This window comes from Bacillus sp. FSL E2-8868 (assembly GCF_038005505.1).
Taxonomy (GTDB): Bacteria; Bacillota; Bacilli; order Bacillales; family Bacillaceae_G; genus Bacillus_A; species Bacillus_A mycoides.
In genome coordinates, this window is the sequence record NZ_JBBOTI010000004.1 from 200,677 (window position 1) to 224,864 (window position 24,188).

The window sequence follows — 24,188 nt, forward strand, 5'->3', positions numbered from 1 at the left end:
CTATTGTTCTAAATTTTATTATTTTATGTTGTTTTCTTTCACTAAAACCAAAAAAGATGCCAGAGTGTTGGGAACCCTAAAGGGTTTCCCAACACTCTGTAAAATACACATACATAATGTATGTGTATTTTCATTTTCTCTATTTCTAAGAGTAGTTTTTAGTCTACATTACATTTTTTCTAGTATTTCTTGTCTCTCACACCATTTCGTTAACTTTTCTAATGCTTTTTTAGACAATCGTTTTGTTTTATGATTACAAAATCTAGATAACGTCGATGGAGAAATACTAACTTCATCAGCTATTTCTCGAATACTTACATGTTTTTCATTATGCACTTTCAATATTTGATCACGGATTTTCTTCTCTCTTTGTTCGACTGGTTCTACAGTCTCTTTAACTTCTTCAACAACTGTCACTACAGGTAATTGTTCTTGTGGTTCCTCTATAACTTTCTTTCCTATTCCCCTATCCATTGACTGTAACATTTCCTCAGGCGGTAAAATAGTTATTCCTAAGTTAGAGTAATAATTTTTAAACCAGTTACGTTTCCCAATTTGTTGTTCATCCAGAGGATCACTATACTGCCAATGAGAGATTACTTTTTCATTTTCTAAATCCATTAGAACATTTTCTAACTGTTCTCTAATACGATTCGGCTTCCAATCTTTTGGAATATCCATTACTGATAGTAAACCCTTGTCCCCTCCTATAGAATATGGCTTTTTCAATGATGAATACATTTGTCTAATTCTCCATTGCCATGTTAAATATCGAATTAACCTTTTATGATATTTATGTCTATAACTATTGTATTCAAGTGCTTTTTTTGACAATAATGCTGTTGTATTATTTGATCCGTATAAATAATTCGTTAAAAAACTACCTGGCTTAATACGACAAGATTCAATCCCCATATATTCGTTTGTAACACTATGTCTCCACAATACAACCGAATCTAAAACAAATAACCTTTTAATAACCTCACGCTTTAATTCTACTCGTTCTCCATCGTCATCACGATCGTTTAGTACTACGACCTCATTATCATCATTTAAATAGATAAAAATACTTGCTAAAGCCGCAATTCTCTTTGCTATTTTAATTTTATCTTCCGCTCGATAATATTCTTTATTTTTGACGACTGTCTTTGGAATATTGCACATCTCTAAAACTTGCTCATATGAAAAATCAATGAATTCATCTGGAGATTTTGCCTCATTTATCCACTGTATTGTAATTGCATCTAAACAGTCTGCCGTTAAATCATCCATATTACTCATTACATCATCAACAAGGGTATTCCATCGAGCTGATTCTTCAGTGTTTGTAAGTCTTAAATCCTCGTCTTTGTGTGAAGAAAGTTGAGCTACACCATTAGAAGACTTCGTTTCAATGGGATACTGTAAGACTTTACTTTTTTCATCTTCTTCAAATTGATTCTTTGCAATTCCATCTCTTAATTTATAGTAAACAGCAGAATTATTTACCTCGTAATAATCCTCATGGTTCACTGTATTTAGCTTATCTGCATTTTGATCATTTTCTAATATTATGGAATTTGAAGGTGCTACATCTTGAAATTCTTTTTCTATAAATCCTTCAATTTCTTTATATATTTCTTCCTTATAAGAATCAATTTTTGCATAAATTTGTACTAATGTAACTCCGGACTCTTGCTTTTTCTCTAACCAAGATACTAATGCAGTAAATGATGGAGAAGCATAGGGTGAGGTTAGTACTTTATTATTATTGTTTTTAACATCTTTAAAGTATGCATTCCATTTATTCCATAATGGCTCATTCGTTTTATAAATTGGCTCAGAGATTAGCAATGCATCTCGGAACATTTGTAATAAGTTATCCACTTTATATTCCTCCCTAAACCATGGATCACAACAAAGTAGTTTTCATCATAAAAATCTTTACTACTATTATATTTAATTTATTGTAACAGATAATTAAAAGGTTTTGCTGTTTCTTCTCCTTAATTCTACAACCTGCAACGTGTTTGCTCTTTCTTTTCCCTATTCCTCTTTACTTGCATTCCTTTTGCACTTTTCTTTCCTTACCTCTACAACTTGCAACACGTTTGCTCTTTCTTTTCCCTATTCCTCTTTACTTGCATTCCTTTTGCACTTTTCTTTCCTTACCTCTACAACTTGCAACACGTTTGCTCTTTCTTTTCCCTATTCCTCTTTACTTGCATTCCTTTTGCGCTTTTCTTTCCTTACCTCTACAACTTGCAACACGTTTGCTCTTTCTTTTCCCTATTCCTCTTTACTTACATTCCTTTTGCGCTTTTCTTTCCTTACCTCTACAACTTGCAACACGTTTGCTCTTTCTTTTCCCTATTCCTCTTTACTTGCATTCCTTTTGCGCTTTTCTTTCCTTACCTCTACAACTTGCAACACGTTTGCTCTTTCTTTTCCCTATTCCTCTTTACTTGCATTCCTTTTGCGCTTTTCTTTCCTTACCTCTACAACTTGCAACACGTTTGCTCTTTCTTTTCCCTATTCCTCTTTACTTGCATTCCTTTTGCGCTTTTCTTTCCTTACCTCTACAACTTGCAACACGTTTGCTCTTTCTTTTCCCTATTCCTCTTTACTTGCATTCCTTTTGCGCTTTTCTTTCCTTACCTCTACAACTTGCAACACGTTTGCGGTATCCTTACCCTACTTCGTCCAACTTGCAACAGTACAATCTTTTCTCAACCTAATACATTACACACAAAATCGTTCTAGTTTAAAATTTTTAAGTGTGTTTTTTATATTTACAACAAGTTATACAAATAAAACGCAACATATTTGCGGTATCCTTACCCTAACTTTTTTGGCATTTTCACTCGAATCTCTTATATATCAAGGGATTAGATGTTTTTTACTTATTCATTTACATATAACTCAACTTGCAACACGTTTGCGGTATCCTTACCCTTATTTTTTCATAAGATGCAACACTGTTTGCGGTATCCTTACCCTATCGCAATTCATAAAACTCTAATAAAACCTATCATATCAACGATAATCGGTATAATTTACGGTTAATAGGCGTACTTCTTAACTTGCAACATGTTTGCGGTATCCTTACCCTTATTTTTTTGGCATTTCCACTTAAATCCCTTATATATCAAGGGGTTAGGTGTTTCTTTACTTATTCATTTACATATAATTCAACTTGCAACACGTTTGCGGTATCCTTAACACAAAAAAAATTAGTAGAATTCTCCAATCCCTTGATACACTTGCCTTTAGAGGCTGTTGCAAGTTGCTATTTTTCTTCTTAAAGGAGCACCTTTCACCATTTTTCGATTTGCTATAATCATAATTGGTATATTTTATAGTCTTTTAGCATATATTTCTGAATTTGTAGAACGGAGGTGAAAAAGATGGGGAAATCATTTATTATTCAAAATCAGCGTAGCTTAAATGGTGAAACAACAAATGCAGTTTTAGTAACACTAAAGTCTTGGCAAAAGTTTGTAGAAGCATTTGAAAAGAAGTACTACAGCTATAAAGATACATATTTAGAAGATATTCTGCAGCACATGACATACGAAGAACGTATTGCGGATGTAGAAGGCTTTGTCGAACAAGCTAAACCATCTTTTTCACGTCGTGCAATGTCTGCATTTGCAGAGAAAACAGGAAGAAAACATAAATTATATGGTATTACGAATGCAGATCTTGAAGTGTTCTTATATCTACATAAGAAATGTTATACAAATGGTGTCATTCCAAATGTAACGATACATATGATGTGGGAAGATTACAAGCAATATAAAGAAGAATTTGCTTATATCCAGCACTCACAATTCTATATCGCTCTAAAGAAATTAAGCATACATAACATAATCGCTATCGAAAATGGCGTAGATGGTAGCTATACAATCAAACTTACTCATTTTATGAATGAAGAAACAGAAAAGGCAAATCCATACGTATATATTAGTCCTGTTGTATTTACAAAGGCTTTCTTTAAGCTATCTGTAGCAGCTAAGAAACTATTCTTAGACATTGCTATGCAACAACATACAGAAACAACGTTAAAGCGTTCTTTGGACAAGCAGGATGAAAGAGGTAACAAAACTCACTTTGGTGGGATGTATCGTTTCTTACATAAAAAATATCCGCACCAGATCCGTGCGGTTATCGAAGAATTAACAACTGCATTACCGTGTACGGGGAATCCCCTATTCAAAATTTGCAAAATGCAAAAAGGTGTAAAGCATACAAAGCGATATACAACCTTATATCTATCTATCCATTCGGACTTCTTATGTACGAAAGAATCCGGAGAAGAGCAACACAGGGATCCATTTACACCAAAAGCTACCTATGCTCGTAAAGCGAAATTTATTGAATCAGTCCTACAAGAAATGAATATCGGTGAACTTTCTTCAGACATGAATAAATTCATTCATGTTTTAAAGCATACTTGTCATCGTCAAATTCGTGGTGTGATTCGTGGACTTCGTGACATGGTTGATCGAAAAGAAGGATATCCAACGAAAATTGTATATACATTGAAAAAACTATTGCATCAAACATCTCAATATCAAATTCTTGATACAGCAGCGAAAGAAGGTATCTACCCTCTTATTGCACAACATATACCAAAAGAGAGAAATAGTGACCGTGAACAAGCTGTCTTTAATTTTGGTCTACATTATTCAATGTACTCACTTCGTAACATTAAGAAGATGTTTAAAAATGTGCATGCACTACTGAAACAGAAGTTTGCGGTACCAGTGACGGAAGAGTCTTATCACCGTAATTACCTAAAATACCAGGAAGAAACGTTATTCAGAAAATATGCATATGATCAGGGTGTTAATCTCCATGCATATATCGCTTTAGAAATTGAAATGCGTGAAAAGTTAAAAGTTCGTGGTAGCATAAAGAACGCACAATTCCAAGTGATGTACGTGAATGGTTTATCGAAGCAATTGATAAACTACCACAAGAAAAACTTCGTGTAATTGAGCTGCCAAAGCAATTTAATTTACTAGAGTTTATGCGTACCTTTGAACACTTAATACGTGCTGGTGCAACAATAACAGCTCCAGATCAGGTGCTAAGCGCAATGGAAATAAAATAATAGTAACAAGCTCTCTATTTTTGAAAAAATCGAAAGTAGAGGGCTATTCGTGTTTGTTTTATTAGTAACCCTTTTCTAATACTCTATTTATAAATACCAAATCAGAAGGACTTCATGTAAAATGGAGTCTTTTTTTATGCGCTTCTATACAAATTCTCTTCTATCTATACATAACTCTCCACATAACACTAGGGAGTATTCTTCTTCTGAAGTAAAACCTATCCTACTATACCTACAAAAAATCGGAAGGAAAATTATAAAAACAGTGGATATGAGGACAAATATGATCAAATGTGAACAATATTTTCCCAATAGCCTTGAAAATACTAGTGCCGTTCAATCCATCTAATAAAAATCATCAATAATAGTGTGGATTATGTGTAAATACTGAATAATGTTAACAAATAGCAGCTTTATCTGGACAAATTGTGGATATTTCTTCGATGAATACTACTCCATTTACCAAAATAATGAAAATCCGCCCTGTTTACATGGTTGAATAAATATAATGTAATCTGTATCAATTTCTTTCCGATTTCATGTAGAAACATATAATTTTCTTTATGCTTTTTTGTAGAATTGAAAGTCTATTAATCCTTGAATCTACGGAAACATTTTCTACAATTTATGATTTTTTATGCTCTTATATCAAATTTTCCCTTGTGGGAGTAAGGCTATCCCCTATTTTTGATAACCTATAAAAGTTTTATCTTTATTTCTTTTTAATATATAAGATATATATTTATAATAGATTTTAATATTACTAGTATGCCTGTTAATAAGATGTCAGACCTAATTGAAAATATTTGTAAATTTAGTTATAATAATGGTAATTAAACATATCATTATTATAACTAAAGGACAAACCTATATATCCCTAACAGGACTAGGTTTGTCCTTTTTTCATTATATTAAACAATTAATAATTGGAGGTCTGGTGCAAAAACTTCAGGACAATTGCAATAAATCTACAAATCTTGGACATACTGATACTACTAATCTAAAGAAGGTGCGTGATTGGTATGGAAAAGGAAAATTTATTCAAATGGAAACATTATCAGCCTGATATTATTTTGTTAACGGTAAGATGGTACCTACGGTACAACCTCAGTTTTCGTGATTTAGTGGAAATGATGAAGGAACGGGGCTTATCCATTTCTCATACAACGATTATGCGTTGGGTTCATCAGTACGGTCCTGAATTGGACAAACGAATCCGACGTCACCTTAAACAAACAAATGACTCTTGGAGAGTCGATGAAACATATATCAAAGTAAAAGGTCAATGGATGTACCTGTATCGTGCTGTTGATTCAAAAGGAAACACAATCGATTTTTTACCTAAGCAAAACAAGAGACCAGAAGGCTGCAAAGCGCTTTTTCAAGAAAGCTTTGCGGTCTTTTCATGTTTCAAAACCACGTGTTATAACAGTCGATAAAATCCGGCTTATCCTATTGCAATTGAACAGTTGAAAAAAAAAAAGCATACCTGATGGTATGCAACTTAGACAACAAAAGTACTTGAATAACATAGTAGAACAAGATCATCGTTTTATAAAGAAGCGAATCCGTTCTATCAAATCTTTTGACACAGCTACATCCATTCTTTCTGGAGTAGAAGCCATTGTTCAATATTAGTTTTATGATTAAAATATAGTATTCCAAGCATTGTTCCTAAACCTAAAATACTAATAAAGAATAATATAATAATTTGTTTTTTACTCGTATTCTTCATATATTCCTCCTCGTATAAGAAATTCCATTTTTCAATGGTGGTTGGTTATTTACAAAAGATGTAATAATCATCTATTTCCCTGCCCCTTTTTAGACTCAAATTCATTTCCTTTAGGTTTAAAGTTTAATATAGAAATTTAAAAATAAAGTAAAGATAAGATAAAGTGCATTTTTTAGAGTACTTTAAAAAGATATTGGTACAAACGGATATGTGGGACAACTTGTTGATATGAATGGATATAGTGATAATGGAGAGGTTATTGTACAAATTATTAATTATGGAGATATCATTCCAGAAGAAGATTTACCACCTTCTAACAATCAGCATCACACATGGCTTAATAGATTATCAAAAAGAAAAAAGCTCTGCACTATGCAGGCTTTCTTTATGATTTCACTGTTAAATTATTCATAAAACTTTCTATAGAATTCGCCTGGAATATACGGAAATAAGGAGATTGAACGTCGTAATGTTTGTCAGTAATGATAAGGATTGAAGGAAAGAATTTAGAAGCTTTCGGTTGCCAATATTCATTATGCCATTCTTGGTTATGGAAGTATAACTCATATCTATTTATCGTATCTTGCATTAGCTTTTTACTGTACACTGACTTTTGAACTTCAATAAAGAATGGCGATCTACGCCATATTGTAAAAGCATCCGGCTCCATATATTCTTTCCTATACTTTGGTTCAACTTCGAATAGTTTAGGATTTTCATAATGAACGAGTTGTTTGTATACGTCCACAATACCAAGGAAATGAGGAATTTTTTGACTCGTTTTTCTGATAGAACTGGGTTGTGGAAAATAAATGTATGGGTGCTGCAATACGTTAGCATCAACATAGCCGTCTCTTCTTAATCGTTTCATAACCGTATTACAACAAGTTACCGCATTCTTTAAGCCTTGAAAATGCAAGTCAATAATATCGTCACGGGACATGCATCTAAATCGATTCAAATCATTCAGGATTCCTTTATCTCTACTCTTCATCATCTAACACCCCAAATAGCGGCATTTCTTCCTGCAAAGAATTATGGAGTATCCTCTCTCCTTTAGACATGCGATACGGTTCAACAATTTGTTTCGCCTTACTTAATTCCAAATAAGGAGCTTGCACTTTCTTTAATCCATTTCGTTTTAAAATCATTTGGCCAGATTGCTCTAAATGCTCTGAACCAGGAGTACCCATGATATTACTATTAATTGCACTATCACATTTAAAGCCGATTCTAACGGTCATATTTAGCTTTAACTTACCATCCAACACTTTCGCATCTGGCCGCTGCATACTAAGCATAAGAAACACCCCAAGTGATCGGCCGACTGCTGAAATCTTTTCAATTGTAGTCATACACTCTTTTTCATCTTTTAGCATGGCCACTTCATCAATAGCAAGTAGAATATATGGTTTTTGATGATCTGGATTTAACTTGTTGTACGCATCAATATGATCAACCTCATATTCTTCCATAAGTTTTCTTCGTTCTCTAATTTCCTTCCACATCTTTTGAAGCATTATTTTCATTTCAATTTCTTCCATACAAACTTCTTTTACATGCTTCACTCTTCGCAAGAAATGAAATTCAGAGTTTTTTAAATCTCCAAGATACAAATGCAACGTATCAGGAGACATATATTGAATGAGTGTGGATAGTACAACACGTACCATACTACTTTTCCCGCTTCCCGTTTCCCCTGCTACTAATAAGTGTGGTGTATTGGAATCAACCATATCGTACGTAATCGTTTTTCCAAATTGATCCCGGCCAACCACAACAGGAAGACGGTACCCTTTTAATAAGGGCTGCCATTCTTTATAACAGTAATTGTATGGTTTTAGTCCAGCATCTGAACGGAATACATGTAGTACAAACTTTTTCACATCCCCTTCAATCGTAATATTCCGTCCTAATATTTGCTGAAAACAAAACCACTTCTTTTCAATCTTCTGTGGATCTAATCCGTTTGGTATGGTAAAAACATACCTCACGCTTTCTGCTGAAGAAGAAACATTATGCACCTTTGGATAAATAGGCACTTTTCCCCCACGCGTTTGATGTTCCGTATATAAACCTGCTTTTCCGAACACCTCCATAAGCTGATTCCTTAACCTTTGCGTACGAACCCACTCCTTTATAATCCACATTACTCCCTTCCCTCCTTAAAACATGATTACGATACGAACAAATACATATCCAATCAAACAAACTCCACCAATTCGCGTTCCGTGATAAATACCTTCACTTACAAATTTAGCTGCTGATATATAGTCATGTCGCACCAAGTATTTTTCTAACATGACTGCTCCGATTAAAATCGTTCCCATAACTCCTAATGCAATGTAAGTATGTAATACCTGATCCGACATATGAAGGAATGCGAAAGGACTTAATGAATTGTATTTACGAATTTTCTTTTCTTTATCTTTGTATGACCGATCCATAAACTTGCGAAAAGGAATTGTTTCTTTCCTAGCACGCATTTAAATGCCCCCTTTATAAACAGAATTTAGAATGTAGATATTACATAGCTTCATCTACTTAATACCGTGGTAGTTTTACCTTGGTAGAAATCTTGATAAATACTGTGGTAATCATTCGCAACTTACTTTGGTAACCTCGTATTCTTCTACCTTAATAAATACCGTGGTAGCTGCTTTGATACATCATATTGTGGACAGCTTGTACATTATGTAAAAAACTTTTGCCGTCTATGCGAATAGTTTTTTACATTTATGTCCACAATGTTGAAAATAGGTTCAGGAGGGATTTAAGTGTTTTGGAAATTCGGAGGGAAAAACCGAACGAAATTAGGTGATTTTTTAGATCGGAATGGCTTCACCCAAAATGATTTAGAAAAGACCGCGAAATTAAGTCGTCCTACAGTTTCAAAGGCGTGCAATGATAAAGAATACATACCTAGTCCAACTGTAATGAAAAAGATTTTAAAAGTTATTAGGCAAATAAAACCAAACGTTAAATCTACCGACTTTTGGGATATGTAAAAACTGGCTAACTAGAGTCAGTTTTATTTTTTTATAAAAACCCCTTCATAAGAGAACGTATATTCGTGTATAATAAGAACAGATGTTCTTATTGTTAAGGAGGCGTAAAGGTGTATGACTACTCAATTTTGCCGAATCGAATTGTTTTATGTGTAGATCTTCGAAGCTTTTATGCTTCAGTTAGTTGCATCAAGATGGGATTAGACCCACTACATACCAAATTAGCTGTAGTAGGAGATGTGAACAGAAATGGCTCTATTGTTTTGGCTGCAACACCACCATTAAAGGCATTAGGTGTTAAGAAAATGGCAAGGTTGTACGAAATACCACGGCGTAAAGACATTCTTGTGGTAAACCCAATCATGGGAACTTATATAAAATGCTCAAATTACATAACGAAATTAGCTCTACAATACGTTCCTATTGAAGATTTTCACCAATACAGCATAGACGAATTTTTTATGGACATTACAGATAGCATCCATTTATTCGCCCCAGATCCATACGAATTCGCTATGAAATTCAAACGTGAAATATATGATCATACACGAGTTGAATGTACCATCGGAATTGCTCCTAACCCACTCATGAGTAAGGTTACTTTAGACATTGATGCTAAGAAGAACAAAGACGGGATTGCATTTTGGAAGTACGAGGATGTACCTGCAAAACTATGGAGCATACGACCACTTAATAAATTTTGGGGCATATCATATAAAACTGAAGAAAAGTTAAATCGAAAGGGAATACATTCTATTGGAGATTTAGCCAATTATCCCCTTAAATACTTAAAGCAGAGCTTCGGCAAGATTGGTGAAGAATTACACTTACATAGCCACGGAATTGACTTTAGTCGTATTTCAGAAAAATATGTTCCTGCCACAACTTCTATTGGTAAAAGCCAAATTCTAATGCGTGACTACACAATAGAAGAATTTCCGATCATCCTGCTGGAACATATTGAAGAAGTTTGTTATCGACTTAGAAGACAAAACAAACTTGCTCAAACTGTTCATTTTTCTGTCGGTTATAGCAAGAGTTATACAGGTGGTATTAGAAAAACACATACTTTAAACCGCCCAACAAATCTAACGATGGATATTTATCATATCTGTACATACTTCTTACATCAACAATATACTGGCGAACCCATTCGCAGCATAAACATATCCTTAACAAACCTACTTCAAGAAGGGGAAGAACAAATTTCTCTTTTTGATAATGTCCCGAAACGAGAACAAGAAGTGAAGTTAACAAAAGTAATGGATGAAATACGCACAAGGTTTGGGAAGAACAGTATTTTACGAGGGATTTCCTACACGCATAGCGCTACAGCTAGACACAGAAATACACTAATTGGAGGACACAAATCATGATTAACGCTAATATGCCAAAAGGAAGAGGAATGGTGAAATTCACTCCGTTTGCAGCAATGCCTGAACAGTTTGCTGGTATTCGTGAAATCATCAAGGAGAAAAACAAAGTAACTCGGCCGATCTTAACAGCTGAAGAAAAAGAGCTGATTGAGAACATATTGTTATGTTCCTTATTATCTGAAAAAGAAATACTAATTACATATTATGAAGATGGTTATATACTCTCTAGCTATATGACTGTTGTTGGTATTGACCAGCAAAATAGTGCTGTTATATGTACCAATGCTTTTTATAACAAGATGAAACTGCAATTTTCTAATATAATAGATGTGAAATAATTCATTTAAAAAAGCCAATTCTCTAAAGGAAATGGCTTTTTGGTTTTCTTCTATAATACCAATATTATTATCATTATTCTCATGAATTTTTAAGCTTTAACAATGTTCTTAGACCCTAAGATTTCTAAACATTTCTCTAAAATTTTCTCATTATCAATGATAACAATATGCAATTTTTTTCTCGCTCTTGTCATTATTTGATACAGCATTTTTATATTATCATAATAATAATTGACTTTACTTGTTAGTAGATTTTTATTATAAACAAAATTGGAATCAATCACTACGACTACATTATCAAATTCCTGCCCAACAACCTGATGTGCGCTTTCGTTATCTCCATTTTGAAACGCTTCATATGGATAATATTTATTACCGTAAGCAGGCGTATAATTTACAGCCTTCCATCCCCTATTTATCATTTCTTGAGTGTAGTCCATTACTCTAGTACGATCCTCAAAATACTGCATGCTAATATTAGAATAAACTTGATGTGCATTACTTTTCGATGTATCAAATAAGTTATTAGTAAAAGAAATTATCTCCTTATTAGTTCTAATTCTTTTTGTCAATGGATAATGTCTTGGAGAAACCTCATCTTCTAAAAATCCAGGAATATTGTTTTCAACTTCCCAACTAGCAAGACATTGATCAGGATCATATGAAAAAATACACTTTACATTAGTATCTTTAGTCCTTTGTAAAATGTCCTCTAATTGGTCTTTGCGTATACGTTGAGTTTCATCTATAACAATAAGATCATATTCATTGAAACTGTAACTCCCATAGCCTTTAATACCTGTTACTTCCCAATCGTCAAACATTAGTCTTCTATGACCGGCATTTAAAGTTCCACAATGAATAATAAGTACTCTTTTGGATTTATTTCTATATTCTTTTGCAATATCATAAGCTAGAAGGGTTTTACCTGTTCCAGCAGCCCCTTCAATTGCAATATAAGACGGTCCTGCCTCTGTACTTAAGTTTATAATCTCAGTTTTATAGTTATCTTGATGTTCAGTCAAAAAATACTGATTTTCTATAAAAGCTTCTGTAGAATTAAATGGAGACACTAAATAATTACAAGGATCAAATTCCTTCTGTATGTCTTCAATTTCAATTAACTTTTGTTTATTTATTTGTTTAAATAAAAATTCAATATCACTTTCTTCAAATTCTTCCTTTTCATTTAAGTAATAAAGCTTTTCTTCCGAAGCAACGTAAGTGAACTGTAAAACTTTCTTTCCTAAAAAACCGAGATAATATTTATTACTTAAAAGTTGTTTTTTCATTCTATCCCCAGTACTTTTTCTTTTCAATTCTATATTTATAATAGTTTCTTCTCCAAATCTTAAAAGATCAAACTCTTTATTAATTTGGTTAATTTTATATCCTACATAAAATCCATCTACTATTTTTAAAATATCGACAAATGATAGAAGCTCTTCGACTAAAGAACTTAAATCTTCGATTTCATCTTGTTTAACTTTAATATCAAAATGTTCTTTATATAATTCAAATACGGAAGGTGCTAGTTTTTCACTTGCATCAACTAAAGACACTAAATTTATAGGTTTCACATCAATCTTTCCCCTCAAATTAAAATAAATATCTAAACACTAGTTTGTTCTATTAATAAAATACCATATTTAAATGAATCTGGTAAAAATAACAAGATGAAAATATCTAGCTTGTTCAGAAAAGGACAATTTTTAAAACATGTTTAATGTTCATTTAGTGAAAACGAGTTTTACAAAAGTATGAAAATAGCAAACTAATAAAAACAAGTTGTAATATTGCCTTCAACTCAAAAAGAACAGGCAGCTTCTTTGCCCCCAGTTGTAGGAACGCTGGTACTCATCCAACTAAAAAAGAGCAAACTGTATAAAAAATACGGTTTGCTCTTTTTTACGTTAGATCATTTCTTGTATTATCATTATCAATAATGAAGACGTTGGATGAATAATAAAGTAAATACAAGTGTCCTTGTGACCTAGTTATACATATATCTTGGCTGAACCCTAATTACTCATTTTCTCTAAAATCACTAACAAAAGTATACATTCAAAAACTTGTAAATAAACAAGTTAAGGATACATACTACTAGTTCACATAAATCTCGTTATCGACAATCAAAAACATTCGAATTCTATTATGTTGCCTTCAGGATTTAGCTCATGACTTCTAACTTTCTTAAATAGAGGTAATACCAGTACACCCACATATAAGGGATGATATAGGAAAAAAATGTCCAAATAATATTCCAGCCGTTACCATATACGATTTCTCCACTTAAAACTAATGTCATTTCAAGAAGAGTAGTAAATAGGGATATGAAAAAGACCATCAAGTAAGGTCTTTTGGTTTTCTTTATAAAAAATATCAAGTAACTTGCCAAAATCGGATAAAGTCCTATATTAAAGGGTAAAGCAGACAAAGTTTTTTGATCAAGGAAAGGAGCAATTCTCCAAAAACCACAATAAAAGCCGAATTCATTTACAACAAAAGCAACGACACAACAAAATGATCCAATCAGAGGTATAATTCTTCTCTCTTTTTTGTAAAGGTGAAAAATCCCAACAGTCCAAGGTAACACAAATGCAATTAGAATATTAAATAGCATTTTTACTCTACCTTCCTTTCCTTATAACCATCTTCACCTTACTCCTTATAATTTAAACTAAAAAAGTTTTCCAAACCAACGCAACATGATAATTACAATCAACTGAGTTATGATTAAATTATAAGGCTGCTTAACTCTTATTTTGTTCTCAAAAATATAGCCCATATACACATCTAGTTTACATAAAACCACTTATCGGTAGTCCATGTATTTAAAAATCTCAAAAAGTCCCTTCACATCTTCTGAAGAGACTTTTTATTCATAAAACTATAAGAAAAGTTACTTAAAAGATTATTTCCAAATGGAATATTTAAAAATGAATCGCCTCAAAAAGAACATGTAGTAATTTCTACATGTTCTTTTTTTTCTTATTAACCGACCAAGGTTATATTGTAAATGTTCATAGCATTGTATGTTGAATTTCAATTGTAAGTTCTAATGTAAACTTTTTATCATTAGTTTACATTCAAAATATGAAAAATAAAGAGATTAGAACATCTAAAAAAAACTAGATCTATGCTAGCTTTTTTACATAGTTTTCTTTAGAAGAAATCACTATATCTAAAAACCTATAAAAATCCCCTCAAAAGATTTAAAGGGACTTTTATAACATTTTCCTTAACTTGATAGTTATAGCCTACAACCTATACAATTCTATTTTTCGTTTTTATCTAAGTCGCGTAATAACAAGATGTGCTGAAACAGACTCTGTTCCTCCAGCCAGAGGAGTAATTGTTAGTGCTGTGGATTCGCTAGCAGGATTTCGTACAGTGAGTATTGAATTGATAACTGATGTTTGCACAAGAGCCACTCCTACTATCTGAGAAGTACCTGTTGCTCGACCAACTACCGTATAAGCTAATTCAACAGCTCCTGCTCCGGAATTAAGAGTTAAAACTAGTTGACCCGCTTCGGTCACACTCACCTGAAACAAGACCTGATAGCTACCGATTGCAGACAAATTAAATGTATCAGCACCAGTACGTGCAATCCCCGCTCCACTAAAAGGTCCGTCTCTTGGAAAATCTACGTCTCCACCAACTGCAACTGTTGCAGCATTATCAGGGGGCATCAACGCATAAAAATCCGCAAAATCTAATACTCCTCCTGTCGGGCCTGTTGCTCCCGTTGGACCTATGTCTCCTGTCGGACCTGTTGCTCCTGTTAGACCTGTTACTCCTGTCGGACCTGTTACTCCCGTTGGACCTATGTCTCCTGTCGGACCTGTTGCTCCTGTTGGACCTATGTCTCCTGTCGGGCCTGTTGCTCCCGTTAGACCTATGTCTCCTGTCGGGCCTGTTGCTCCCGTTGGACCTATGTCTCCTGTCGGACCTGTTGCTCCTGTTACTCCTGTCGGGCCTAACTGAGCCAAGGGCAAAATAATCTTTTGTATTAATTGTATTTGTGCCTGTCTTGTAGTGTTATCAATAACAAATAAATTAATAAGGGATAATAAATTATTTACTAATGTTTGTAATTCAGTTGTTAAAACAATAAAATTTAGTTGAGATATATTTAAAATAGTAATTAAGTTCTTAGTAATAGATATAAGATCTGCTTGTTGTTGTTGATTTAAAAATCCCGCTTGTGCAAATGCTAATAATTGATTTAGAATAACAACTAATTTCCCTATATTTTGCGGTGTGGGTACTGTAAGTACTGCTGGTATTGATACAATGAGCTCATTAAGAATATTGGTCCAATTAGTCAATGCTGTTAATGTCAAAGGAATTATATCTTGTCTTTGAATTGGAGGACAATTACAAAAGTTAGGTTGGCAACCCCTCCTGCAATTTACCATATTTATCACGTCCTTAAATTTATACATACATATACAATATATTTAATGAATCAATAATTTCTTTTGAACCTATCAAACATCTATAAATTACAAAAAAGGCTCACTCCTTATCTATTTTTATATAGGAGTGAACCTTTTTTATTATTAAGTATTTAATGTAACACTTTCTATATCTTCACAACTTATGAAGATATAACTAGAAGATGCCGGTGTTATTATACCTTCCTCCTCTAATATAACTATACAAAGTGTTGAAATGAATTGTTGTAATATAGCAGGTCCAATAATTTGACCGGATCTAGTTGTAATTGTAACCACAGTTCCCAATGACCACTAAGTAAATCATATTCCAATTGGATTTTCACGCCTGCCTTATTACTACTCCCACCCCTAAAGGGGATGGGCTTTCCCGTTCGGAAAATCTGTAAAGAAAGGTATTACTTTTGAATTGTACAAATAGGGAGAGTAACTTCAACTGTTGTTCCTTTATTTACTTCACTCTCAATAAATACCTTTCCTTGATGTGTTTCGATAATTTTATAACAGACCATTAATCCTAAGCCAATCCCCTCTTCCTTAATACTGTAAAAAGGTTCTCCTAGATATGGTATACGTTCTTTTGGAATCCCACACCCTTGATCTATAAAGCGAATGCTTATCTGATCATTATCAAGTTTATCAATTTGAATCAAAATTCCTCCTCCCGTTGGCATGGATTCAATTGCATTTTTTAAAATATTAACAAATACTTGTTTTAATTGATTTCCCTCACATGGAATCAATGGAATACCAGGTGTAAAATCGATTCTAATTTGTATATTATTCATCATTGCTTGAGGTTGCAGTAGCATTAAAACTTGATCCATTAGCACACTAATATCATTAGGTTGTATCTTTACCACCTGTGGTTTAGCTACCATCATAAATTCATTTGTAATACTTTCTATACGCTCAATCTCTGATGATACTATATTTATATACCCCTGATTATTCTCATTTTCTGTTGATTTTAGTAATTGCATAAACCCTTTCATTGCGGTTAATGGATTATTAATTTCATGAGCCATTGCAGTCGCTAATTGTCCTACAACAGCAAGTTTTTCAGATTTCCGTAGTAACTCTTCTGTTTTTAACCGTTCAGTGATATCACGAGAGATACTTAAGAAAACTTTTTTGCCATTCAAGTTAAAAATACGGACACTAAATTCGGTTGTTATTGTTTTTCCGGTTGGAAAAATATGTTCATCTTGCAAAGTGAAAGAAGTCTGTCCCTCTCTAATTTTTTCTAACAACTGTATGATAATTGGAGAATCTTGTGGTACATTATTGGGAAATGGCATCGAGAGAAGCTCTTCTCTACTATATCCAAATCTGTTACATCCAACAGGATTTACCTCAATAAATCGACTTGGAAATTGATCCTCATTCAACTCTACAACATATACTGCATCAGTTGCTTGTTCAATTAGTGCACGATATTTCATTTCACTATCTCTTAATTGTTGATGTAATCGTTGCCGTTCTCTTTCTGCTTGTTTTCTTTCGGAAATGTCCCTACATATTGCAGATAAAGCTATCACATTTCCCCTTACATCTAGAATAGGTGAAACTGTCAGACTGACATCAAGAAGGCTTCCATCGTTACGTTGTCTAACTGTTTCTAATCTCGTAACTACAGATTCTACAGTTAGAATTTTCTGTATATTTCCGAGTGATTCATCCATTAAGAAATCAGGCACACAAGGTAATCTTTTACCTATGATTTCGTGTGATGACCAACCAAATATCTTTTCATAAGCTTTATTAGCTTGTAAAATATGTCCCTCCCGATCAGATATGGTAATCGCATCTACATTATGTTTTATAAATGATTCCAGTAATTCTTTAGTTGCCCTTAATTCTGATTCTACCTTTTTCCTTTCGGTTATATCGACTGTAGAACCAACAACTTCAATAACTTGTCCATTTCGTTTAATCGGTCTAAGCGCAATAAGAATAATAGTTTTATCATTCGGCCAGGGTAATTCAAATATAATTTCTTTCCCTTCCCACGCCTGAAGATAATACTTCATTAATTGTGGAACTAAATGGGGAGGAATAATAGAAGCATCAATAGTACGTAAGCTTTTTCCTACCACCCGTTCAGAATAAATTCCGTTTTGATAATAAAACTGTCCATCACACAAAGTGTGTATAAAATGTTTATCCGTTTTTTTGAATTTAAAGATACCCCCTTGAAGCTCATGTACGGTATCTTTGAGTTCTTGCTTCGATTTTTTTAATTTTTGATTCGTTTTAGATAAGTCCTGTGTTAAGTAATATAATCTTTGGTAAGCTTCCATAAGAAAAACACCGATTAAAAGTCCTAAAGCTATAAATACTAATCCTGGAGTGTAAAGCACTGTAGTAATAAAGAATACACCTACTAACCACTTCATACCCACAAAAACAGAAAAGTATAGAGGTGCACTTTTAAATGGATGAAGGCTTTTGAAATAAGTTTTAAAAATAGTAAATAGAATACCCATACCGAAATAAGCCATCACAGGTGGTTCCCAATACCCACCAATGTAAAAGATGCGCATTATAATAATACTAATTAATGTAATCCAACCAGCAATGCGACCAAAGTAAATAAAAGAAAGGATAAGAGGAACAGCCCGGAGATCGTAGGAAAATCCCATGTACGGAAACGAAAAGAACATCAAAGTAACTGCGATGATCCCTCCATAGAATTTTTCAAAATATCGCCTGGAATGAATCGTAAACACTTGAATAAATATTGCTGCGCTAACAAGTAAAGAAAAAATAGAAAGATTGATGAAATAGTCTTTAATAATCATGTAATGTCCCTCCTTGCATTAAGTATATTCGACAAAAAAGCAGAAAATCCTACAAATAGTATAAACGGTTCAGGTACAAAAACTTCAAAATACATGTAAGTAATCTTTAAATCTTGGACATACTGATACTATTACTCTAAAAAGCTGTACAATCGGTATAAATATTGAAGAATTAGTACTTCATACAAAGAAATTCCCCCTAAAGGATATTAACATGAGATTAACATATCGCAAAATCGAATTGAAATACAGACAAGAAATGAGATTAACATATCAACAAACATTAACATGTTGACATTAGGAAGAATTAAAATGTTAACCTCATGTCAACTCCCCTTACTATTACTAACAATACATCGATAAATCATAGGTTTACTAGAATGAGAATTGAAATACAAAAATCCAAAGCATTTAAAAACCCTCAATATATAAAGAATGATTCCTTATCAATATATAAAGAAACATTCTTTATATATTGATAAAAGAATTTCGAGCGGAAGATTAATAGAACATATAGACTGTAAAGTAAAATTACATCCAGTGTATCTGATTGTATTTAATAAAGTAATATCAGAATTACTTTGTAACATGCAACTTAGAGATTCCCGATTTACCATTAGATGCATAATTGAAGATTTAGTACTTCATATAAAGAAATTCTTCTCATGGAGTATCGATATGACATTAACATTTCGCGAAGTAGAATCTAAATACATACCGAGAATGGGATTGACACATCAACAGACATTAACATGTTAATCCTCAGAGAATAAAAAATATCAATATTATGTTAACTATCATTGGTTTTAATAAAGACAAGACATTAACAACAGATCTATAAAACTACAACTTTATTAGGATGAGAATTAAAATGCGAAAATCCACACTAGTTAAGAACCACGCTTTATAAATCGCTAGAAATTCCGCGCTGAAAATTATTAAAAAATGCAGACTATCAAGCAAATTACTGTCCATTATAGTGAATTCATATCAATAGAATACTATCTTAATTTGAGAAAAATCACTTTGTAATATAAGCTTTAGAAGTTTTAAATCCACTCTTGGGTATGTAATTGAAGGAACAATGTTTTAATTAAAGAAATTATCTCTACGAGTATTGACATAAGATTGACATTCTACAGAAACAGGTCCGCATACGTACTAGAAATGTGATTGACATATCAAGAAACATTAACATGTTAATACTTAGAACAACACAATTGTTAATCTTATATCAACCATACTTAATTCTATCAATGACAAGACATTAACAAAACGTTGATTGATGTAGATCCTTATTAGTAGCGCTATTAATATACCAGGTTCACAACGATTGAATATTATTTACAATTAATAAAGGCCGCATAGATCCTATTAGTAACAGCTTTTTCTTTGTGATTTACACTTACAAAATAATCATTGAAGCTAATCAACAAAGCGAATAGTACTTTATAGTGTTTCAAACGACTAACAACCAATAAATTAACTATCCTATACAGTCATATAATTAGAATTTAACGTTAATATAGAGACCTATAATAGTTATTATCGAAAATTGCTTTACTAGTCTTGGGATCAGTTAAAAAGAGACACTGCCTCTATTAGTCAAACAGATATCCGTTCTATACTCTCAAGTGTTATGAATAAAACAGGCTCATACTACAATTATTAATAATATGGACTCTTTTTATCATATTTATACCTATTATTTTTGAAAGTTCAATGCTATATCCTCATAATTTATTTACAAATCGGTTATATTTACTTATCATTAATATTAAGTGAGTAAAAATGTCAATCTCATAGCAACAATTTATAAGGATATAGGGGGCAAAGTTACCTAATTAATCCTATATAACATTGATGCATTTTAAGTCCCAGTTAACAAAACATTAACATTTAGCAGGAATAAACCGCACTTTGTTAATGTGCTGTTAACACTTTGAATGTAACATGTTAATGTTATCTTTCATGTTAATACTAGATAAGGAAGGGATTCCTATTAATATCGTCGAAAAACGCTTAACATATCAATCTCATATTTCATGTTAATGTCATTTATCAGCACAATTACATACTGTTAAGGAGGTAATATTATGATTAAGCAGGAAAATCAATCAGAACAAACCATGGTAGATGATGAGAACTCATTACACGAAGACGCTTTTGAAAAAGCCTGGCGAATAACAGAGTTTTCTAAGTTAGTAGGTAGACACCATAATACTGTTTATAATTGGTTCAATACGTTAGAAGAGAAGGGATTGCACGGGACACTTAGAACCAATAATACAAATGAAAAGCTATATAATTCATTGGATTTAAATATAGCTCTTTTCATAAAACAGAAAAGGGATGAAAAGTGGTCTTTAGATGCCATAATCGAACTTTTGCCGCATCAATTCGAACTAAGGCCAGTATCTCCTGAAAACCACTCTAATGAAGTATTATCTCAAATTGATTTTCAAGACGCAGCTGAGACAATTGAAAAATTGGTGGAACAAAAAGTTCAAGCACATTTACAAAACATCGAAATACAATTCCAAGAGAAATTTGAAAATGTATTAAAAGCATTGCCTCAACCTGAAGATCCAATTGCTATGAAAGAACGTCAAAGACAAGAGAGACTTGATAACATAATAATTGAACATAGAGCTCGTAAAGAGTTAAGAAGACAAGCTGAAAAACTCTGGAATGAAAAGCCTGAGGAAGAGCGTGTGAAAAAAGTTGGTTGGTTTAAAAAAGAGGAAGATCTAGCAAAAAAACACCTTTTTATAGAGAATTATTTAAACGAAAATATGATAGAGTATATGCAATCTATTATGACATCAGAATAAAAAAGAGGCCCGGGATATTCCCAGACCTCTTTTTTTTATTTTGATGTACCAAACATTTTGTCTGGATCCATAAATGCAGCTAATTCTTCATCATTCTCAGCATCTGCTGATGGTTCCTCATTACTAGTTCCCATATCGATGTAATCACCAAAATTAATACTGAAATCATCGTCTTGATCTTGCATTTCAATTGTACTAATTTGAGATTTTTTAAACTGAATTTGATTTTGCTTCTCTTTAAATTCATTGAATTCTTCAACTAAACCTTTAGACAAACGGGACGGTAATGCATCAGTTTTATAGAACGTATACACACTGCCCATAAAATCATTTTTACTAATTAAATACCCATTAAATACCGTACCGTTGATTGGTAATGTATTCGTAACTTCTACTTTTGCATCATCCATAAATGAATCATCAATATTCTTTTGTTCGTCTAGAATTGCAAGCATTCCAAAATGATGCACCTTAGAAGCCTCCAACTCACCATCATCGTTCTTTTTCATTAATTCTATAGGAGGGTGGAAAGAGCTTCCTTTCAACGATTCTGAGAACATATCTACTATTTCTTTACTATTTTCAATTTGATTCATATTGCGAGAAATTTTATTAATAACTAGACAGCCAGTTTTCTCTAATAAAATACGTTTAAAGTCCTGAGAATCTAAAATAACAGATGTTCCTGCGCCATTAGAAGCTGTATTTAATTCATGGATGATTTCACCAATGCGCTGATTAGCATAGTCTCGTGAATTAGCAATACCTTTTTTCTCATTTTCGTTTAATCCCTTAAATTCATCATAGAAATGTTGGTTATCCGCGAAAACAACGAATGCAACACCTTTTGCTGGTTCATTTGCTAACTTCCAAATCTCTTGAGAGAATTTATTTACTTGTCTTAGTACATCAGGCCCATCGGCTCTTACAGGGAGTGTCACAACAATACCCATTTTAATAAAATCTTTACGCTCAATTGCATTATTGAATGCAATTCTTGCATACTTTTGTTGATTTGCTATTAATTCCTCTCTAGAAATTTTCATTGCCATACTTTTAAGTTCTTCAGCGATTATAGGTTTATTATGAAAAGCCGAGAATTCTTCAATTGCTTTAATGATTGTAGAAGTACCTGTTCCACCGCCTAATCCAGCAAAAAATAGTACCAATTCATCTGTTGGTCTTACACGCTCTGTGATGAATTCTTTTAACTTTTCTTTCGCTTCATCATTTGATTCTAGTACTTTTACAGCACGTTCTGGATTCTTCCCTAGTCCGCCTAATTTTAGTGATACTTGGTTACTTTTAGGCACATTTTTTAATTCGGCTAAATCACCATCGTTACTATTTAAAGCAAGACAGTTGTACACAGATGTTCCATCCGTATGCTTATATTCAGCAAATTTATCTACCATTCTAGTTCCAGCTTGACCAAAACCAACCATTGTCATTTTTACTGCTACTTCGTTTTTCAGAAAGTTCTTCGCCATTATTTTATCTCTCCTTTTTCTTATTTATTGGTGTGTTTACGTCTTCCTAGTTCAATTAACACCTGCTGTCCTCTAATTGTTGAGATTAAAAATTTATAAGGATGCATAATCTTTTCAGTTATTAATGACATTGAAGATAATGTACTAACACTTACTTCAGCTGATCTTCTTGATATATTGGTTCGTTCAACCTCTAATGAATACGATTTTCCCTTTAATTTCTTAACTCTCCTATCAATTACAACATTACCTACTATTTCATTTATTGAGATACCCCTCATATATTTCGTCTCTTGGTATTGTTTATTTACCTCAGATCCTATGTAATGAAATACATTATAAAGTATTTCGTCTTCTTCAAGAATATCTGCAAACATGTTCACAACTTCATCAGGAAATTTAATTACTTTATACTTTTCGCTCAATACCTCGTTCAAGTTGCCTCCCCCTTAAAACGTTGGTTAATTATTCCTACGAATATATTACATTATTATAAAGCGTATATCAAGTCATTATATATAGCACTTATATATAAAGCGTATAAGTCTTAAGTTGGGCCGAAATGTTGATATATAAACATAAATATATACGACGTATATGTACGATGTAAGCTATACATGTCAATTATAGGTTTCATGTAATTAACAATACCGTCTATAAAACTATGAATTTATTATTTAATTTGACATTCTTTTGAATAATCCTTTATAAAAAATATCAAATCACAAACATATCAAGTTAAAAAACTTCACAAATCATCTATACACTTTATATATAAGTTGCATTTATAAGTCCTATTTATAAGCTGTATATATAAACCATTAAAAACAAAGGTTTTGTGGCTCCTATATCAATTTCATATCAACATATTTAATACATTTTATTTCTGCACAGCTTATATATAAGGTCTATATATAAGCTGTGCATGTAAAGGGTGTATATAATATAAAAAAGCATTGCTCTTTTCATATCAAATGGTTTGATATGAACTTACTAGTTTAATAAAGAGATCTTCCTATTCATTTTTATTTATCAACATTTT

At 32.6% G+C, this 24,188-nt stretch carries 15 protein-coding genes and 3 pseudogenes; 6 read left to right on the forward strand and 12 right to left on the reverse strand.

The window, feature by feature from the left end; translation table 11 throughout:
• Positions 1 to 168 precede the first annotated feature (168 nt).
• Positions 169 to 1,866: a helix-turn-helix domain-containing protein gene (locus tag NSS74_RS26095; RefSeq protein WP_002204157.1), complete on the reverse strand. Its 1,698-nt coding sequence runs from the start codon at positions 1,864 to 1,866 to the stop codon at positions 169 to 171.
• A gap of 1,520 nt (positions 1,867 to 3,386) precedes the next feature.
• Here NSS74_RS26095 and NSS74_RS26100 point away from each other — a divergent pair.
• A pseudogene (locus NSS74_RS26100) lies at positions 3,387 to 5,098 on the forward strand (hypothetical protein).
• Between the two features lie 1,022 nt (positions 5,099 to 6,120).
• Positions 6,121 to 6,724 (forward strand): annotated as a pseudogene (locus NSS74_RS26105) (IS6 family transposase); the annotation flags it as partial.
• Here the strand turns inward: NSS74_RS26105 and NSS74_RS26110 are convergent.
• The 4 genes and pseudogenes from NSS74_RS26110 to NSS74_RS26125 form a co-directional block, all read right to left on the reverse strand.
• Positions 6,723 to 6,833: pseudogene (locus NSS74_RS26110) on the reverse strand (lysozyme family protein); the annotation flags it as partial. The pseudogenes NSS74_RS26105 and NSS74_RS26110 sit on opposite strands and share 2 nt — an antisense overlap.
• Before the next feature lie 385 nt (positions 6,834 to 7,218).
• Positions 7,219 to 7,794 carry a hypothetical protein gene (locus tag NSS74_RS26115; RefSeq protein ID WP_340814684.1) on the reverse strand — a complete coding sequence of 192 codons (576 nt, stop codon included), beginning with the start codon at positions 7,792 to 7,794 and terminating at the stop codon, positions 7,219 to 7,221.
• Between the two features lie 22 nt (positions 7,795 to 7,816).
• Positions 7,817 to 8,983, reverse strand: coding sequence for an FtsK/SpoIIIE domain-containing protein (locus tag NSS74_RS26120; RefSeq protein ID WP_340814590.1), 1,167 nt, complete (start codon positions 8,981 to 8,983; stop codon positions 7,817 to 7,819).
• Positions 8,984 to 8,998: 15 nt separating this feature from the next.
• Positions 8,999 to 9,319: a hypothetical protein gene (locus NSS74_RS26125; protein WP_002203240.1), complete on the reverse strand. Its 321-nt coding sequence runs from the start codon at positions 9,317 to 9,319 to the stop codon at positions 8,999 to 9,001.
• 291 nt (positions 9,320 to 9,610) lie between these two features.
• Between NSS74_RS26125 and NSS74_RS26130 the strand changes: the two genes are divergently transcribed.
• The 3 genes from NSS74_RS26130 to NSS74_RS26140 all read left to right on the forward strand — a co-directional run bounded on the left by NSS74_RS26130 (position 9,611) and on the right by NSS74_RS26140 (position 11,555).
• Entirely contained in the window at positions 9,611 to 9,841 is a 231-nt protein-coding gene (locus NSS74_RS26130) for a helix-turn-helix domain-containing protein (RefSeq protein WP_002150963.1), read from the forward strand.
• 110 nt (positions 9,842 to 9,951) lie between these two features.
• On the forward strand, positions 9,952 to 11,217 hold the full coding sequence (locus tag NSS74_RS26135) for a Y-family DNA polymerase (protein WP_215588120.1): 1,266 nt from the start codon (positions 9,952 to 9,954) through the stop codon (positions 11,215 to 11,217).
• Positions 11,214 to 11,555, forward strand: a complete 342-nt coding sequence (locus tag NSS74_RS26140) for a YolD-like family protein (RefSeq protein ID WP_340814591.1) — start codon at positions 11,214 to 11,216, stop codon at positions 11,553 to 11,555. The genes NSS74_RS26135 and NSS74_RS26140 overlap by 4 nt, the downstream gene beginning before the upstream one ends.
• Before the next feature lie 89 nt (positions 11,556 to 11,644).
• Here the strand turns inward: NSS74_RS26140 and NSS74_RS26145 are convergent, their stop codons facing one another.
• From NSS74_RS26145 to NSS74_RS26165, 5 genes are all read right to left on the reverse strand, one after another.
• On the reverse strand, positions 11,645 to 13,135 hold the full coding sequence (locus tag NSS74_RS26145) for a DNA/RNA helicase domain-containing protein (RefSeq protein ID WP_215589212.1): 1,491 nt from the start codon (positions 13,133 to 13,135) through the stop codon (positions 11,645 to 11,647).
• A 590-nt stretch (positions 13,136 to 13,725) separates the two neighbouring features.
• Complete coding sequence (locus NSS74_RS26150; protein WP_215589213.1) at positions 13,726 to 14,178, reverse strand: CBO0543 family protein; 453 nt, start codon at positions 14,176 to 14,178, stop codon at positions 13,726 to 13,728.
• 667 nt (positions 14,179 to 14,845) lie between these two features.
• On the reverse strand, positions 14,846 to 15,904 hold the full coding sequence (locus NSS74_RS26155) for a collagen-like repeat preface domain-containing protein (protein ID WP_340814592.1): 1,059 nt from the start codon (positions 15,902 to 15,904) through the stop codon (positions 14,846 to 14,848).
• 219 nt (positions 15,905 to 16,123) lie between these two features.
• Positions 16,124 to 16,306, reverse strand: coding sequence for a CGEA protein (locus tag NSS74_RS26160; protein ID WP_321146153.1), 183 nt, complete (start codon positions 16,304 to 16,306; stop codon positions 16,124 to 16,126).
• A gap of 110 nt (positions 16,307 to 16,416) precedes the next feature.
• Positions 16,417 to 18,822, reverse strand: coding sequence for a PAS domain S-box protein (locus NSS74_RS26165; RefSeq protein ID WP_340814593.1), 2,406 nt, complete (start codon positions 18,820 to 18,822; stop codon positions 16,417 to 16,419).
• 2,096 nt (positions 18,823 to 20,918) lie between these two features.
• On the opposite strand from NSS74_RS26165, the gene NSS74_RS26170 reads away from it, so the two are divergent.
• Positions 20,919 to 21,656, forward strand: coding sequence for a terminase gpP N-terminus-related DNA-binding protein (locus NSS74_RS26170; protein ID WP_012259894.1), 738 nt, complete (start codon positions 20,919 to 20,921; stop codon positions 21,654 to 21,656).
• A gap of 35 nt (positions 21,657 to 21,691) precedes the next feature.
• On the opposite strand, the gene NSS74_RS26175 is transcribed toward NSS74_RS26170, so the two are convergent.
• Positions 21,692 to 23,146, reverse strand: a complete 1,455-nt coding sequence (locus NSS74_RS26175) for a cell division protein FtsZ (protein WP_002144330.1) — start codon at positions 23,144 to 23,146, stop codon at positions 21,692 to 21,694.
• A gap of 20 nt (positions 23,147 to 23,166) precedes the next feature.
• The gene (locus NSS74_RS26180; RefSeq protein WP_215588125.1) at positions 23,167 to 23,583 is read right to left on the reverse strand and encodes a hypothetical protein; all 417 of its coding nucleotides are present in this window, start codon (positions 23,581 to 23,583) and stop codon (positions 23,167 to 23,169) included.
• Positions 23,584 to 24,188 lie beyond the last annotated feature (605 nt).